Annotated in this window: 16 protein-coding genes; 7 read left to right on the top strand and 9 right to left on the bottom strand. The window is 62.3% G+C overall.

The window, feature by feature from the left end; translation table 11 throughout:
* Window positions 1-5: 5 nt before the first annotated feature.
* Window positions 6-917 (bottom strand): recombination-associated protein RdgC, encoded by a 912-nt coding sequence (locus IAG25_RS09915; RefSeq protein ID WP_035498911.1) that lies wholly within the window; start codon window positions 915-917, stop codon window positions 6-8.
* A 52-nt stretch (window positions 918-969) separates the two neighbouring features.
* The gene (locus IAG25_RS09910) at window positions 970-1,908 is read right to left on the bottom strand and encodes a DMT family transporter (RefSeq protein ID WP_187604709.1); all 939 of its coding nucleotides are present in this window, start codon (window positions 1,906-1,908) and stop codon (window positions 970-972) included.
* A gap of 111 nt (window positions 1,909-2,019) precedes the next feature.
* Between IAG25_RS09910 and IAG25_RS09905 the strand changes: the two genes are divergently transcribed.
* Together IAG25_RS09905 and IAG25_RS09900 are read left to right on the top strand one after the other, a co-directional pair.
* Window positions 2,020-2,490: an Lrp/AsnC family transcriptional regulator gene (locus IAG25_RS09905; protein WP_035498592.1), complete on the top strand. Its 471-nt coding sequence runs from the start codon at window positions 2,020-2,022 to the stop codon at window positions 2,488-2,490.
* Between the two features lie 87 nt (window positions 2,491-2,577).
* Entirely contained in the window at window positions 2,578-2,898 is a 321-nt protein-coding gene (locus tag IAG25_RS09900; protein WP_187604708.1) for a hypothetical protein, read from the top strand.
* 77 nt (window positions 2,899-2,975) lie between these two features.
* On the opposite strand, the gene IAG25_RS09895 is transcribed toward IAG25_RS09900, so the two are convergent.
* Window positions 2,976-3,131: a hypothetical protein gene (locus IAG25_RS09895; RefSeq protein WP_187604707.1), complete on the bottom strand. Its 156-nt coding sequence runs from the start codon at window positions 3,129-3,131 to the stop codon at window positions 2,976-2,978.
* A gap of 192 nt (window positions 3,132-3,323) precedes the next feature.
* Here IAG25_RS09895 and IAG25_RS09890 point away from each other — a divergent pair, with 192 nt between their 5' ends.
* Window positions 3,324-4,718, top strand: a complete 1,395-nt coding sequence (locus IAG25_RS09890; RefSeq protein ID WP_187604706.1) for a selenium-binding family protein — start codon at window positions 3,324-3,326, stop codon at window positions 4,716-4,718.
* A gap of 20 nt (window positions 4,719-4,738) precedes the next feature.
* Complete coding sequence (locus IAG25_RS09885; protein ID WP_187604705.1) at window positions 4,739-5,362, top strand: hypothetical protein; 624 nt, start codon at window positions 4,739-4,741, stop codon at window positions 5,360-5,362.
* A gap of 94 nt (window positions 5,363-5,456) precedes the next feature.
* Here IAG25_RS09885 and IAG25_RS09880 read toward each other — a convergent pair whose 3' ends face one another.
* Window positions 5,457-5,615, bottom strand: a complete 159-nt coding sequence (locus IAG25_RS09880) for a hypothetical protein (RefSeq protein WP_187604704.1) — start codon at window positions 5,613-5,615, stop codon at window positions 5,457-5,459.
* 170 nt (window positions 5,616-5,785) lie between these two features.
* Here IAG25_RS09880 and tssD point away from each other — a divergent pair, with 170 nt between their 5' ends.
* Genes tssD through IAG25_RS09865 form a run of 3 tightly spaced genes read left to right on the top strand, consistent with a single transcriptional unit; the run spans window position 5,786 to window position 7,318 of the window.
* Window positions 5,786-6,280, top strand: coding sequence for a type VI secretion system tube protein TssD (gene tssD, locus IAG25_RS09875; protein ID WP_187604703.1), 495 nt, complete (start codon window positions 5,786-5,788; stop codon window positions 6,278-6,280).
* Window positions 6,281-6,284: 4 nt separating this feature from the next.
* Complete coding sequence (locus IAG25_RS09870) at window positions 6,285-6,764, top strand: DUF2778 domain-containing protein (RefSeq protein WP_187604702.1); 480 nt, start codon at window positions 6,285-6,287, stop codon at window positions 6,762-6,764.
* Entirely contained in the window at window positions 6,761-7,318 is a 558-nt protein-coding gene (locus IAG25_RS09865) for a hypothetical protein (RefSeq protein WP_187604701.1), read from the top strand. Before IAG25_RS09870 ends, IAG25_RS09865 begins: the two co-directional genes overlap by 4 nt.
* Before the next feature lie 66 nt (window positions 7,319-7,384).
* Here the strand turns inward: IAG25_RS09865 and IAG25_RS09860 are convergent, their stop codons facing one another.
* From IAG25_RS09860 to IAG25_RS09840, 5 genes are all read right to left on the bottom strand, one after another.
* On the bottom strand, window positions 7,385-8,896 hold the full coding sequence (locus tag IAG25_RS09860; RefSeq protein ID WP_187605056.1) for an efflux transporter outer membrane subunit: 1,512 nt from the start codon (window positions 8,894-8,896) through the stop codon (window positions 7,385-7,387).
* Window positions 8,896-10,116: an efflux RND transporter periplasmic adaptor subunit gene (locus IAG25_RS09855; RefSeq protein ID WP_187604700.1), complete on the bottom strand. Its 1,221-nt coding sequence runs from the start codon at window positions 10,114-10,116 to the stop codon at window positions 8,896-8,898. Before IAG25_RS09855 ends, IAG25_RS09860 begins: the two co-directional genes overlap by 1 nt.
* 39 nt (window positions 10,117-10,155) lie before the next feature.
* Window positions 10,156-13,344: an efflux RND transporter permease subunit gene (locus IAG25_RS09850; protein WP_187604699.1), complete on the bottom strand. Its 3,189-nt coding sequence runs from the start codon at window positions 13,342-13,344 to the stop codon at window positions 10,156-10,158.
* A 244-nt stretch (window positions 13,345-13,588) separates the two neighbouring features.
* Window positions 13,589-14,929, bottom strand: a complete 1,341-nt coding sequence (paaK, locus tag IAG25_RS09845) for a phenylacetate--CoA ligase PaaK (protein ID WP_187604698.1) — start codon at window positions 14,927-14,929, stop codon at window positions 13,589-13,591.
* 37 nt (window positions 14,930-14,966) lie between these two features.
* Window positions 14,967-16,481: a 3-hydroxyacyl-CoA dehydrogenase gene (locus tag IAG25_RS09840; protein ID WP_187604697.1), complete on the bottom strand. Its 1,515-nt coding sequence runs from the start codon at window positions 16,479-16,481 to the stop codon at window positions 14,967-14,969.
* Window positions 16,482-16,488: the final 7 nt, after the last annotated feature.

Below are 16,488 nucleotides of genomic sequence, written 5' to 3'. Positions count from 1 at the left end.
GGTTCCTATGCGGCCGCGCGCAGATCTTCTTCGCCGCCGAGCGCGTCGGTCAGCGCCGACAGCATGCGCGCGAGCTCGCCCGTCATCAGGATGAAGTCGGATTCGAAGCGCTCGTCGTCGTTCGCCGCGGTGGGATCGGCGGCTTCCTTGATGACATCGAGCGCGCTTACACGTTTCAACGTGAGCGATGGCGTCAGCACGAAGGAAACGCGGTCGTCCCATGTCATCGCGAGACGCATGCACTGTTTGCCCGCTTCGATATGGCGGCGCATGTCTTCGGTTTCGAGCGCGTGGCCGACATAGCGGACGGTCGCGTTGCCTTCGCCGGTCGAGCGCAGTTCGGTGTCGCGATCGAGCGTGAAGCCAGCGGGACCTTCGCCCGACAGCAGCCACTCGGTCATCGCGGAAACGGGCGAGCGCGCGGTGCGCACGCTGGCGAGCGGCAGATCGGTGACGGACTTCACCAGCAAGCCGATGATGTCGTCGCACACCGTCGCCGACGACGAATCGATCGCGAGCCAGCCGTTCACCGGATCGATCCAGACGCGCGTGTCGCGGCGAATGCTGAATGCACGCGGCAGGAGTTCGTCGGTGATCTGCTCTTTCAGCTCGCGCAACTGCTTCCTGCCCGGTTTGAAGCCCTGCTGCTCTTCGATCTCGGCCGCGCGTTCCTTCACGAACTGCGTGACGACCGACGCGGGCAAGAGCTTCTTCTCCGCGCGATAGACGATGAGCATCTGACGATTCGCCGTGTAGACGAGTTCATCGTCGCCGCGCGGCGAGACCCAGCCGCGCCGCTCGTTCTCGATGCTCGATGCCGCGCTGAACGCGAGCGGCGCGAGCCATTGCTGCATGTGCTGCGGCGTGACGGACCAGTGTGCGGGGAGACGGTGAAGCTGAAGGTTCTTGAACCACATGGCGCGAATTTCGATGTAGTCGGAAAGGGGCGCCATTCTATACGAGTGAGCGTCAATCGTTCGCGCGCCATTTTTGCGGCACGATCCGCCACTGCAGATTCACCCCCGCCGCCGCGAGCAAAATGAGCACCGCGCCGGCCACTTGCAGCCACGCGAGCCTTTGCCCGAACGCGAGCCAGTCGACGACGATCGCCACCACTGGATAGATGAACGACAGCGCGCCCGTGGTCGCGGTCGGCAGCTTCTGGATCGCGCCGTAGAGCAGCACGTACATGAGGCCCGTGTTGACGACGCCGAGCACGACGAGATCGGACCAGCCGCCGATCGACGCGGGCGTCTCTGCGAAGCGCGCGAACGGCGCGAGCATGACGATGCCGAACAGCACATGCAGCATCGCGATCAGATGCGGCGGCGTGCCCTTTAGCCGCTTCGTGACGATCGACGATATCGCGTACAGAAAGGCCGCGCCGAGCGCATACGCGATGCCTTCCAGATATTGCCCCGGCATCGCCAGCACGGCGGGCTCGACGCGCACCACCATCACGAGGCCGATGAAAGCAACGCCGAGCCACGCGATCGTCGATGCCGACACGCGTTCGCGCAGCACGATAACGCCCAGCGCGACGAGCATGAACGGCTGCGTGTTGTAGACGGTCGTCGCCATCGAGATCGACGCGCGCGAATACGCGGCGAACAGCAGAAGCCAGTTGCCGACGATCGCCACGCTGCCGAGCGCGGCAAGCCCGATCATGCGCCACGAGAAATAGCGCTTCTTCAGAAAGCCGAGCGCCGCGCATACCGCTATCAGCGTCGCCGCGCCGAACACGCAGCGGAAAAACACCACGTTCCAGGGCGTCTGTCCCGACGACACGACGAGCCAGCCGATCGTGCCCGACATCAGCATCGCGAGCGACATCTCGATCGCGCCGCGGCGCAGTTCATGCGCGTTCGATGCGCCGGCGAAGCGCGCGTTGATTCTTTCCGTGTTCATCTCGTTCCCGTCATGCAATTCCGATGGTTTCAAGTCTATCGATGCGCTCTGCCCAAAACCATGCCTAAAATTAGGCATCGACATCTTTCGACCTTTAAATCGAAGGCCATCATGGGAAAAAACCTGGGCAGCATGCCGCAGACGGGGATCGACGCCATCGATCGCGAACTCATCGCCGTGCTCGCGAGCGATGGGCGCATCGCGGTGAGCGAACTGGCGAAGCGCGTCGGGCTATCGGCGCCGAGCACCGCCGAGCGCATGCGCCGGCTCGAAACGCAAGGCGTGATTCGCGGCTTCACTGTCGATATCGATCCGCGCGCGCTCGGCTACACGCTGCAGGCGATCGTGCGTGTGCAGCCGCTGCCCGGGCAATTGCATCTCGTCGAGGAAGCGATCCGGCGCATTCCCGAGTTCGTCGAGTGCGACAAAGTGACGGGCGACGACTGCTTCGTGTGCCGCCTCTATCTGCGCTCGATCGAGCATCTCGACGACATCCTCGGGAAAGTGACCGAGCGCGCCGCGACGAGCACGGCCATCGTGAAAGCGACGCCGATCGAAAGACGCCTGCCGCCGCTCGGCTGAATATCGCCCGTTTTTACCTGCGCACGAACGGCGTTACACTTGAGGCGCTTGCCAACGCATCACAGGTTATGCGCGAGAGGAACGAACATGAGTGACTTAGACGCCAACCGCACCTTCCGCGGGCTTCCGCTGACATCCGAGCAGGATGCCGAAATCCGGCACTACATCAAGAAGAAAAAGCAGCGCGGCGAGCCGTGGGATACGCCCGAACTGGAGGCCATGCTGCAGGACATGCTGGAGCCGCCCGCCGACGAGGACAGCGTCATCGACGACGAAACCGACGAGGAAACCCGCTCGGTGGCGGAGCGCGCGTCCGCGTTCATCGATGAAGGCATGGACCCGATCGAGAACAGCGAGGAATGGCACGCCGCGATGGAAGCGGAGGCGATGAAAGGGCCGCGCCGCTGATGCGTTTTGCGCCGCGCAAAAAAATAGCGCCGGTCGATGCCGGCGCCCTAACCGTTTAATTCACGTCCCGCTGCAGGTCAATGCCTGTGCCGCCAGTCGCGCGGCGGATGCGTATCCAGCCAGCGCGCCTTCGGAACGGGAATATGCGGGTGCCGGTGATGCATCACGAGAACCACCGCGACGCATAGCACCAGAACGACTCCCGCCATCAGGCTGATCATCGGCTCGGCCATCGTTACCTCCTCTTTCGGTCCAGGGGCGATGCCTATAGTTTAGGCGCTGTTTTCCCCGGCGAATCACGCGTCGTGCGAAAGCAAAGCAGAAAAGCAGCTTTGCGCCGCGAGTGCATCGGAAGCGTGTCGCGTGCTTGTGTCCTATAGTGCTTTTGCAAGCGAATCGACGACCACACAATCGGGAGACGCAGCATGGCGACATGGAAACCGGATCCGAGCTTCTACCCTTCCCCGCGGCTCGCGGCGAAAGCGCCGCGCGAAACGCTGGCCTACGTCGCGACGTTCGATCCCGAGCGCCAGACGCCCGACAAGATCGCCGTCGTCGATGTCGATCCTGATTCGCCGGACTACACGAAAATCGTCGGCGAAATCGCGATGCCCGATACCGGCGACGAACTGCATCACTTCGGCTGGAACGCGTGCTCGTCGTGCCTGTGCCCGAACGCGCCGCATCCGCACATGGAGCGGCGCTATCTCGTCGTGCCGGGGCTGCGCTCGTCGCGCATTCATATCATCGACACGAAGCCCGATCCGAAGAAGCCCGTCATCGTGAAAACGATCGAGCCCGAAGAGCTCGCGGAAAAGACCGGCTATACGCGGCCGCACACGGTGCACTGCGGGCCGGGCGGCATCTATATCACCGCGCTCGGCAATGCCGAAGGCAAGGCGCCCGGCGGCGTGCTGATGCTCGATCAGCAGAGCTTCGATCCGCTCGGCCGCTGGGAAGTCGATCGCGGTCCGCAGCAACTCGCGTATGACGGATGGTGGCACCTCGGTTACGACACGATGGTCACGAGCGAATGGGGCACGCCCGATACCTTCGAGAACGGCCTCGTGCCCGACCTGCTGCTCGGCGCGAAGTACGGGCGCAAGCTGCATTTCTGGGACTTCACGAAGCGCAAGCACATTCAGGAGATCGACTTCGGCGACGAATATCAGCTCGTGTTCGAGCTGCGCCCGGCGCACGATCCGACCAAGGCATACGGCTTCGTCAACTGCGTGATCAGCCTGAAGGATCTGTCGTCGTCGATCTGGACCTGGTATCGCGACGGAGACAAATGGGCGGTGAAGAAGATCATCGACATTCCCGCCGAACCCGCCGATGCCGACGCGCTGCCGCCGCTGCTCAAGGGCTTCGGCGCGGTGCCGCCGCTCGTCTCGGACATCGATCTGTCGATGGACGACCGCTTTCTCTACGTGTCGTGCTGGGGCACGGGCGACATGCTGCAATACGACGTCTCCGATCCCTTCGCGCCGAAGCTGACGGGCAAGGTGCGCATCGGCGGCGTGGTCGCGCGGGCGACGCATCCGGGCGCCGCGAACGGCGCGTTGAACGGTGGACCGCAGATGGTCGAAGTGAGCCGCGACGGGCGCCGCGTCTACTTCACCAACTCGCTCTACGGCGCGGTGGATGCGCAGTTCTATCCCGAAGGCATCGACGGATGGATGGTGAAGCTCGACGCCGATCCCACCGGCGGCCTCACCGTCGACGAGAAGTTCTTCATCGACTGGCCGAAGGGACATCGGCCGCATCAGATCCGGCTGCAGGGCGGCGATTGCTCGTCGGATTCGTACTGCTATCCCTGAGACGCGACGAGACGCTTCGCATGGACGCCGCGTCGCCCGCGCTCATCGTCACGGCCGCGGGCCTCGGCGCGTTTCACGGCCTGAATCCCGCGATGGGATGGCTCTTCGCGGTCGCGCTCGGTCTCTATGCGCGAAGCCGCCGCGTCGCGCTGGTGTCGCTCGTGCCGATCGCGCTGGGTCACGCGGCATCGGTCGCGCTCGTGCTCGCGGGCGCGCTCACGCTCGGCATGGCGATCGGCCATGACATGCTCGCGCGTGCGTGCGGAGCGCTGCTGATCGGCTGGGGCGTGTGGAGCGCGTGGCGCGGACATCGCGGACGGCCGACCGTGGGTATGCGTACCGGGCTGGCGGGCTTAGCGTTGTGGTCCTTCGTGATGTCGAGCGCGCACGGCGCGGGACTGATGCTCGTGCCGGCGCTTTTGCCGTTGTGTACCGGTCAGGTCGCGAATACGGCGCTCGAAGCCACCGCGCTCGCGCTGACCGTCCATACGGGCGCGATGCTCGCCGTGATCGCCGCGATTTCGATGTTCGCGATGTCCGTGCAGGAACGCGGCGGACTCGGCTTTCTGCGAAGCGGCTGGATCAATGTCGATTGGGTCTGGAGTGCTGCGTTGATTGCGTGCGGTGTGTTTTTGCTCGTCTAGCTTCGAGGTTGCTTTCTGGCATGTCTCGCGCGCCGGGAAAAGCGCATTTTGCATGCGCAATGCTCAATGGCATTCTGCACGCAACGCGCAAAATTCAATCTCGCCGCGAAACCGCTTCGGCGCTCGGCAACTCGACCGTGGTCCATCCTCCGCCCAGCGCTTTCACGAGCGCGACGCTCGCCGCCATGCGCCGCCGTTCGATGCCCACCGCCGTGCGCTGATCCGACGCGGCTTGCTGCACGCGGGCAGCCATCGTCCTGACTCCCGTGAGACTGCTGAACTTCCCCGAGTTAAGAAATAACGCATTCCGCTTTGCAAGCGATAACTTCAGACTACGCCGCTCGTAGGTCTGCTTTCTTTATCGACGATCTTCGCCCCGCTCTGTGCGGGGCCTTTTTTTTAACCGGAACAAGGAAATAAAGAATGGTGATGCCCGTCCATCTATATCTCAAGGACGATCAAGGTCGTGCTTTGCGAGGCTCGAGCACAGTATTCGACCGGGAGGGAAGCATTGAAGTGTTGTCCCTCTCGCATTGCTTTAGCGTCCCGATCGATTCCCAGACCGGAAAGGTGGTTGGACAACGCACTCATACGCCGCTGACAGTGGAGAAGGAAATCGACCCCTCGACTCCGCTGCTTCATCAGATGCTGCGTGACTCGCGTACGTTGCAGTCGGCGGAGCTGGTTTTCTATCGAATAAACGAGGCTGGAAAGGAAGAGCCGTATTACACAGTGAGCCTTGACGGGGTGAAGATCGGCTCCATCATGACGCTCATGCCAAACATGAAGGACAAGAGCTGCGAACTCTTCAATCACATGGAGAGCGTTGAACTGTACTACGACACGATCTCATGGCATTACCACGATGGCAATATAAAGGTGTCCGACGCGCTGACCGCTGCGCGAGAAGAGGCATGACGAGGTGCCGGTCAATTGCATATTCACGCTGAACAATCGGAATACATCGACGCTCATCTGTTCGGGGTATGGGATCGTTGAGGCGTTTTCAGGTCAAAAACAAGGGCGCGACAATCCTGCTGAGGTCGCCTCAAAGGGAATCGGGCCAATTCCGCGCGGCACCTATTACATCGTCGATCGCCAGTCGGGTGGCATGCTCGGACACGTGTTGGACAGTGTCTCTCCGCTCGTTGGCTCTTCAGATCGACGAAAATGGTTCATGCTGTGGAATCCGAGGACGGGAGATATGACGAACATAAACGGCGTCAGGCGCGGTCAGTTTCGTTTGCATCCGGCAGGAAGTCGAGAGTACAGCGAAGGATGCATTACCCTTGTGAATTCGGCCGAGTTTGAATTACTACAGCGCTTTATTCGCGGCTCCGCGCCTTCCCTTGCGGTACCCGGTTCGACGCTGAAAGCCTATGGAACGGTCACAGTGAGATGAAACGAAATAAGCTCTCAGGGTTTGCTCGTGCCTTATCGGTGATGATCGTATCGTTGTTAATCGGCGTTGCAATGACCCGCTTCGTCGTCAGTCAATTCGGAATGATCCCCTCGTGGATGGCGGCATCGACTCGCAATATGCTCGAAGCGCTTCGGGTTTCCGAGCCAATTGGTGTCGAGGACATCATGGACGCAAGCCTTCTCGCGACGCTCGTTGTCTGCTGGATCATTGCTGCATCAGTCATGTTTACCGCAGCTCGTTTCACTCGCGAGACTATTCGGCATTTACCGCTATTTCTGGCTTTCGTGATTGGCACGTACGTGGGTGGATTGCTCGTATCGCATTGGATCAATGATGTGTTGCTTCCGCCGACTAGCATTGGCTGGAACCTCGATCCCGCTGCGGAGCCAGAGGCCTTCTTCGCACCGTATCTCTTATGCCTGCATTCGCTATGCTGGATCGGCGTGCTTGCCATTCTGCTTGGCGCACTCACGTTGATTCATCGACTTCGAACACGTTCTCACCGCAAACCCGCGTCGACAATTGGAAAATAGGCGTGTAGCGGTTCTGCATGCACGATGCGCAATGCCGAATGGCATTTTGCACGCATCGGGCAAAATTCAATCACGCCGCGAAACCGCTTCCGCGCTCGGCAACTCGACCGTGGTCCACCCCCCGCCCAGCGCTTTCACGAGCGCGACGCTCGCCGCCATGCGCCGCCGTTCAATACCCACCGCCGTGCGCTGATCCGACAGCACGATCGCCTGCGTCACCACAACGCTCAAATACGTGATCGCGCCGTTCTCATAGCGGTTGCTCACCTTGCCGAGCGCGCGCTGGGCGGCATCGACCGCATCGCGCTGTGCTTCGCTTTCGCGGCGCAGCACTTCCAGCGCGTTCAGGTTGTCTTCCACTTGCCTGAACGCAATCAGCACCGTCTGCCGATAATCGGCGACGTTCTCGTCGTAGGCGGCGCGCGCCGCATCTCGGGCCGCCGCCCGTCCGCCGAAGTCGAGCACCGTGAACGCGAGCTGGGGACCGAGCGACCAGAAGCGGCTCGGCGCTTCGAGCCACGACGAAAAGCGCGTCGCTTCTAGACCGCCCGTCGCGGCAAGCAAGAGGTTCGGAAAGAAAGCCGCCGTCGCCACGCCGACGCGCGCATTCGCCTCGGCAACGCGCCGTTCCGCCGCCGCGATATCCGGCCGCCGTTCGAGCAGCGCGGACGGCACGCTGAGCGGCAACACCGCGAGCGCCGCCGACGGATGCGGCGAATGCGCTTCGTTGAGCGGCGCGACATCGAGCGTAAACTTCGACGGATTCTCGCCGACGAGAATCGCGATCGCGTTGACGAGGCTCGTGCGTGTAGTCTCCAGATCGATGCGTTGCGCCTGCGTCGCGCGCAGCTGCTCCTCCGCCTGCGCCACGTCCGATTCCGCCGAGACACCGCCCGCGAACCGATCGCGCGTGAGTGCGAGCGCTCTCTCATAGGCTTGCAGCGTGGCGTCCAGCAGCCGCTCTTCTTCGACGGTGCCGCGCAAATCGAAGTAGTTGGTCGCGAGCTCGGCCTGCATCGACAAAATCGCGCTTTGCAGGTCCGCGGCGCTCGCCTGCGCTTCCGCCCGGCCACCTTCGACGGCACGCGAGATGCGTCCCCACAGATCCGGCTCCCAGGAGATTTGCGCGTCGATCAGATAGTCGGGCACGGTCACGCCCGCGCTCGATTTGTACAGCACGTTCGACGACACACGCGACTGGTTGAATGCGGCGTTCGCGGTGATCGTAGGGAAGTAAGCAGAACGCGCCTGCGCAGCCGCGGCGCGTGCCCCGCGATAACGAGCAGCAGCCGCGGCAACGGTCTGGTTCGCAGTCACGACGCGTTCTTCGAGCGCGTTCAATTGCGGATCGCCATAAACCTGCCACCATGGCGCGCGCGGCGTCGCGTCGGCGGGCTGCGCGGGCCTCCAGTCCTGCGATGCCGCAGCGGACGCGGCCTCGGGCAGATCGAGCGGCGTCTGCGACTTGTACGCTGCGGGCACCGGCACGTCGGGCCGGACATAATCCGGGCCCACAGCGCAGCCGGCCGATATGGCGATAGTTAGCCATCCTACGATTCTGACCGATGCGCGCATCATCACGATTCGTTTCCTTCCGCCTTCGCCGCCCCGCCGCGCGCGGCCCCGCTCGCACCCGCGCCCGTGTCCGAGCGGCCGATACGCACCGCCGCACCGTCGATGATCGAATCGGGCGGATTCACGATCACGCGCTCATCGCCATTCAGACCGGAAACGATGGACACGCGCGTGCCGTAGTCCGTGCCGAGCGTGATCGGCAGAAGCTTCACGCGATTGTTCGCATCGACGCTCGCGGCATGCACGCCATTGGGCCGAAACAGCAGTGCATTGCCCGGTAGCGTGAAAGAAGGATTCGCGCTCGTGAGACGAAAGCGCACCTGCGCATAGGCGCCCGCGAGCAACTCGCCGGTCGGGTTCTTCACATCGACTTCGACACGCATCGTGCGCGCGACGGGATCGACCGCGCCCGACGTGCGCACCGTGATGCCATCGAACTTGCGATTGCGTTCCTCGTTGAGCAGCAAATCCGCGGGCAAGCCGACCTTGATCATGCGCGCATACGCCTGCGGAACATCGACGAACACGCGCAACGTCGACGCATCCTGAATATGAAAGAGCTCGCGGCCCGCTGCGCCGCTGCCGGCATCGATCAACTGGCCGACATCGGTATTGCGCGCCGTGACGACGCCATCGAATGGCGCATAGATCTTCTGGAACGACACGAGTTGTTCGAGCCGCGACACGTTCGCCTGCGCCGCATTCAGCGCGGCTTCCTTCGCGAGCATGTCGCCGTTCTTCTCATCGGTTTCCTGACGCGACACCGAGTTGTTCTTCAGCATCTGCGCCCAGCGTTCCGAAGTCGTCTTCGCCAGCAGATAGTTCGCGCGCGCCGTTTGCGCATCGGCGCGGGCCTGACGAAGCTGATCGTTGATCTCGGGCGCATCGATCTCCGCGAGCAACTGGCCTTTCTTCACCTTCGTGCCGATATCGACGGTCCAGCGTTTCAGATAACCGTTGGTGCGCGCGAAGATCGGCGCATCGGAGAACGCGCGGATATCGCCCGCGAGCACGAGATCCTGCGAAGCCTTCATGCGAGCCGGCTTGATGACCTCGACCGTCTGCACGCCATGCTCGTTCGCATCGCGCTCGAGTTCCGCATGCGCCGCGCGCCGCGACCATATGCCTTGCGCGACGAGCACGACGACCACCACGAGCGCGATCACGAGCCATAAGCGCCCGCGTCGCTGATTGCCCGATCTTTGCGAGCCCTGCTCTTTCATCCTTGCTCCACCCACGTATCGATTGCTTATTGATTCGTTCTATTGCGCCGCTTCTCTGGCCGCCGCGTCCGGTCCCTTGCCGCGCGCTTCCATGCGCCGGTAGATCATCGAGAACACGACCGGCACGAAGAACAGTGTCGCGATAGTGCCGACCATCAGACCGCCGATCACCGCGCGCCCGAGCGGCGCATTCTGCTCGCCGCCTTCGCCGAGGCCGATTGCCATCGGCACCATGCCGATCATCATTGCAAGCGCCGTCATCAGCACGGGCCTGAAGCGCGAATAGCCCGCTTCGAGCGCGGAACGCACCGCATCGCCGTGCTCGGCGAGCGCCGATCGCGCGAAGCTCACCACGAGAATGCTATTCGCGGTCGCGATGCCTATACACATGATCGCGCCCGTCAGCGCGGGAATCGACAGCGTCGTGTGCGTGAGGAACAACATCCACACGATGCCCGCGAGCGCGCCCGGCAATGCGGTGATGATGATGAACGGATCGAGCCACGACTGGAAGTTCACGACGATCAGCAGATACACGAGCACGACCGCGAGAATGAGGCCGAACGCGAGACCGGAAAACGATCCGTTCATCGTCTCGACCTGACCGCGCATGTCGATCGACGAGCCCTTGGGCAGCTCGCCGCGCGCTTCGTCGATGATGCGCTGCACGTCGTCGGACACCGCGCCGAGGTCGCGCCGCTCGGTCGTCGCATAGAGATTGATGGTGGTCTGTGCGTTGTAGTGATAGACGACCGCATCGCGCGCGCTGCGCGACAGCGATGCGAGCGCGCCGAGAATATTCGTCTTGCCGCTCGCGGACGTGACCGGAATGTTCGCCACCGATTGCAGCGAGTCCATGTCGTATTGCGGCGCCGTCGTGATGACGTTGTAGCTCACGCCGTTCACGGGATTGAGCCAGAACGTGGGCGTCGTCTGCTGACTGCCCGAAAGCGTGATGAGCAAATTGTTCGCGACATCGCGCTGCGTGAAGCCCGCTTGCAGCGCCTTGGTGCGATCAACTTCGACATTGATCGACGGCAGATCGGACGGCTGCTGGATGCGCGCATCGACGAGTCCCGGCACGCGGCGAATCTTTTCCAGCAAGCGGTTCGCGAGCGCGCGATTGGCCTGCGCATCGCGTCCGGTGATGGCTATGTCGATGGGCGCGGGCACGCCGAAGTTGAGAATCTGGCTGACGATATCCGCGGGCAGAAACGAGAACGTCACGCCGGGGAACTCTTGCGGCAGGCGCTTTCGCAATTCATGGATATAGCCTTCGGTCGGCGCGTGATTTTCGTTCAGGCTGATGAGCACGTCGGCGTCGGCGGAACTGACCGTGCCCGTGTTGCTGTACGAGAGGTTGATGCCCGACACCGGCAAGCCCATGTTGTCGATGATCGAGCGAATCTCGCCGCGTGGAATCAGTTGCCTGATGCGTGCATCGACTCGATCGGTGAGCGCCGCCGTTTCCTCGATACGCGTGCCGGTCTTCGCGCGCAAATGCAGGGCGATCACGCCCGAATCGATCGACGGAAAGAAGTCGCGTCCGAGGAACGGTGCAAGCCCGAGCGAGAGCAGACAGCACAACAGGAAGAGCGCCGCGAAGCGTCCCGGATGCGTGAGGCGCGCTTCGAGAAAACGTCGATAGCGATTGCGCACGGATTCGAAATGGCGCTCGAACGCGAGATGGATGCGCACGAACGGATTGCGCGAGCCCTTCATCGATTCGACATCGCCGCCCATGTGCTCGTGATGGCGCAACAGGTATTTCGCGAGCGTCGGGATCAGCGTGCGCGAGAAGAAGTACGACGCGAGCATCGCGAACACGACGGCCTCGGCCATCGGCACGAAGAGGTAATGCGCTACGCCGGTCAGGAGGAACATCGGGATGAACACGATGCAGATCGAGAGCGTCGATACGAGCGTCGGCACGGCGATCTGCTGTGCGCCATCGAGAATCGCCTGCTCCAGTTCCTTGCCCTCTTCCAGGTTCTGGCTGATGTTTTCGATTGCAACTGTCGCGTCGTCGACGAGAATGCCGACCGCGAGCGCGAGACCGCCGAGCGTCATGATGTTGATGGTCTGCCCGATCACGGACAGCGCGACGATGGACGTCAACATGGACAGCGGTATCGAGATCGCGATGATGAGCGTCGCGCGCCAGCTTCCAAGGAAGAGCAGGACCATCAACGCAGTCAGCCCCGCCGCGATCACCGCTTCACGCAAAACGCCCGACACCGATGCGCGAACGAAGAGCGACTGATCCGCTACCGGTTCGATCCTGAGCGACTCGGGCACCATGCCGCGTAACGTCGGCAACAGGTTCTTCACGCGCGCGACGATATCGAGCGTCGATGCATTGCCGCTCTTATTGATCGTGAGTAAGGATGCGCGCGTGCCGTCCACGCGCACGATATTGGTCTGCGGCTGAAAACCATCGCGCACATGCGCGACGTCCTTGATATAGATCGTGCCGCCCGGACCCGTGCGGATCGGTATGTCGTTGAGCCCTTCGATCGAACCGGGACTCGCGTTCAGGCCGACCGAGTATTCCGTCGAGCCGATCTTCGTCGTGCCCGTGGGCAGAATGAGATTCTGCGCGCTGATCGCGTTGACGACATCGGTCGGCGCGAGGTTCTTCGCCTGCAGCTTGCGCGAGTCGATATCGACCATGATCTGCCGCTGCTTGCCGCCATAAGGCAGCGGCACCGATGCGCCCTGCACGGTCGCGAGTTGCGTCTTCAGGAAGCTGTTGCCGAAGTCGTAGAGCTGCTGCTCGGTGAGTTCCGCCGACGACAACGCGAGCCGCAGAATGGGCACCGTCGATGCATTGAAGCGCAGGATGTTAGGCGGCGTGATGCCCGGCGGCAGCGAGCGCAATTGCGTCTGCGAGAGCGCGGTGATCTCGGCGATCGCTTCATCGACATTCGCGTTCGGCTGAAAGTAGATGCGAATCACCGCGATGCCCGGCAGCGATTCCGACTCGATATGCTCGATGTCGTTCACCGCCACCGACAAGCCACGCTCGTAGTTCAGCGTGATGCGGCGCTCCATCTGATCGGGCGGCAAGCCCGTGTACGACCAGATGACGCTGACTACGGGAATATCGATGTTCGGAAAGATATCGGTCGGTGTGCGCAGGATGACGAGCGGACCGATGATCAGCAAAAGCAGCGACAGGACGATGAACGTGTACGGGCGCTTGAGCGCGAGTCTGACGATCCACATCTAAATTCTGCCTGCCCCGTTTGGTGTTCGTTATTCGAATACTCTTCGACTACTGCGCGAATGCACCCGCTACGATGACACAACAGAAGCTTACAAAACAATTCGCGCAAACGGTTGCGAGGGTTTATGCGGAAGGATTTCTGCAGAAGAATGCGAGGCCGCACCGGAATCGGAGCGCGAACTCCAATTGGTGGGAAGCGGATTGCGCCTCGCGGAACGCGAGGCGCTTAAAGAAACAGGGCTTTTAGACGGTCGCGGGACGCAGGTCGAGCACGCGTTTCGCCTTGCCCGTGGCGGTCGTCGGCAGCTCGCCGGAATCGAGCACGCGCACTTGCGTCGACACACCGACCATCGTCTTGACGCGGCTTTGAAGCTCGCGCGAGAGACCTGCACGCTCGCTATCGTTCAACGTCGCGCAGACTTCGGCGCGCGCTTCGACGGAAACGGACAGCGAATCCATGTGACCCTCGCGCGAAACGCACAGTTGATACTGCCCGCTCAGGCGCGGAATCGCGAGAATCAATTCCTCGATCTGGCTCGGGAACACGTTCACGCCGCGAATGATGAGCATGTCGTCCGAGCGGCCCGTGATCTTCGCGAGACGGCGCATCGAGCGCGCGCTCGGCGGCAGCAACGACGTGAGATCGCGCGTGCGGTAGCGGATCATCGGCATCGCTTCCTTCGTGAGCGACGTGAAAACGAGTTCGCCCGTGCTGCCTTCGGGAAGCACTTCTCCCGTGACCGGATCGATGATCTCGGGATAGAAATGATCTTCCCAGATGGTCGGGCCATCCTTCGTTTCGATGCATTCGCACGCGACGCCCGGACCCATGATTTCCGACAGCCCGTAGATATCGAGCGCCTGAATGCCCGCGCGCGTTTCGATCTCGCTGCGCAAGCCCTGGCTCCACGGCTCTGCGCCGAAGATGCCGATCTTGAGCGACGTGTTGGCCGGGTCCATGCCCTGGCGCGTCATCTCGTCGAGCAGATTCAACATATACGACGGCGTGACGAGAATGATCTTCGGCTCGAAGTCGCGAATCAGTTGCACTTGCTTCTCGGTCTGCCCGCCTGACATGGGCACGACCATGCAGCCCAGACGTTCCGCGCCGTAGTGAATGCCGAGGCCGCCCGTGAAGAGGCCATAGCCGAATGCATTGTGCAGCGTATCGCCCTTGCGCCCGCCCGCGGCGCGAATCGAGCGCGCGGTGACATTGGCCCATGTGTCGATGTCCTTCGCGGTGTAGCCGACCACTGTCGGCTTGCCCGTCGTGCCGCTCGATGCATGCACACGCACGACCTGATCGCGCGGCACCGCGAAGAGCCCGAACGGATAGTTGTCGCGCAAATCGGTTTTCGTCGTGGTCGGAAACCGCGCGAGATCGGACAGCTCGCGCAGGTCATCCGGATGCACGCCTGCCGCATCGAATGCGCGGCGATAGTGCGCCACGTTCTCATAGGCGTGTCGCAACGACCACTTCAGGCGTTCGAGTTGCAGCGCCTGAAGTTCGTCACGGCTCGCGCGCTCGATCGGTTCCAGTTCGCCTTGCTGTGCATTGGATTGGACCACGGTTGTCTCCTGCATGATTGAATGAATGATCGATGAATGACGCGAATGCGCTTTAGTGGAAGCGCTGGCCCGAATAGCGCAGAGCCGAAATGAGCGGCGATGCGCGATAGCGGTCTTCGCCGTAATGCGCTGCGAGATGAAGCAGCACATCGTGAATGCGTGCGATGCCGATGCGCTCGCCCCACGCGAGCGGCCCGAGCGGATAGTTCACGCCCTTCTCCATCGCGAGATCGAGATCGGCGCTCGTGCAGACGCCCTGATTCACCGCGTCTGCCGCTTCGTTGACGAGCATCGCGACGGTGCGCATTACGGCCATGCCGGCGATATCGTTCAACGGCACCACGGCATAGCCAGCCTTTGTCAGCGCGCCGGCTGCGGCGGCGTAAGCATCGTCGTCGCATTGACGCGCACGCGTGATCGCGACGCTCGGCGCACGCGCATAGTCGAGCGCGAGATCGATCAGCACGATGTTGTCGATGCCGAGCGCGTGCGCGCGTTCGGTGGCGGTGCGGCCATCGGAAAGAAAGAGATACGCGTCGTCGATTTGAGCGACGAGGCCGGGCATATCGTTGCGCTTCGCGCTCGCATCCGCGAGGCGGGCTTGCAGATGCTCATACAGCGGCGCGCTTTCACCGAGCACGATGTTCGAAGGCGTGCGCGTATGCGTCTCGATGCGCGCAACAGGCTTCGCGGCATCGGCGTCATAGTCATAGAAGCCACGGCCCGTCTTGCGGCCGAGAAAGCCCGCGTTCACCAGTTCCTGCTGAATCAGCGAAGGCGTAAAGCGCGGATCGTTGAAATACGCGTTGAACACCGATTGCGTCACGGCGAAGTTCACGTCGTGACCGATCAGATCCATCAGTTCGAACGGGCCCATTCTGAAGCCGCCCGAATCGCGCATGACTGCATCGATGGAAGCTGCGTCCGCGCCCTGCTCGTTGAGGACACGAAGAGCTTCGGCATAGAACGGCCGCGCCACGCGATTGACGATGAAGCCCGGCGTCGATTTTGCATGAACCGGCTGCTTGCCCCATGCGGCCGACGTGGCGTACACTGTCCGCGCGACATCATCGGATGTAGCGAGGCCGCGCACGACTTCGACGAGCGCCATCAGCGGCGCGGGATTGAAGAAGTGCATGCCGACCACGCGCGATGGATGCTTCAGGGGCGCAGCGATCGCCGTGATCGAAATGGACGATGTGTTGGTCGCGAGTATGCACTCGGGCGTCACGATGTTTTCGAGCTCGCCGAAGAGCGCGCGCTTGACGTCGAGCCTTTCGGCGACGGCTTCGATGACGAGCGATGCCGTGCGCAAGTCCGCGAGATTCGTAACGATACGCACGCGGTCGACGGCTTCATCGCCTGTTGCCTGATCGAGCTTCTTCTTGTCGATCAGGCGCTGCACGTTCGTCGCGATGCCGATGTGCGCCTTATCGAGCGCTTTCGCGTCGAGGTCGTAAAGCAGCACGGTGTGCCCCGCGAGCGCCGTGACTTGCGCGATGCCCGCGCCCATCGCCCCCGCGCCGATCACGCCCACGATCGCCGATGTCTGGATAGCCTGTGTCATGTATCGC

The organism is Caballeronia sp. EK (assembly GCF_014384845.1).
GTDB lineage: Bacteria > Pseudomonadota > Gammaproteobacteria > Burkholderiales > Burkholderiaceae > Caballeronia > Caballeronia jiangsuensis.
Note: the sequence above shows the minus strand (reverse complement) of the source record. Positions and strands in the feature narration are given on the sequence as shown.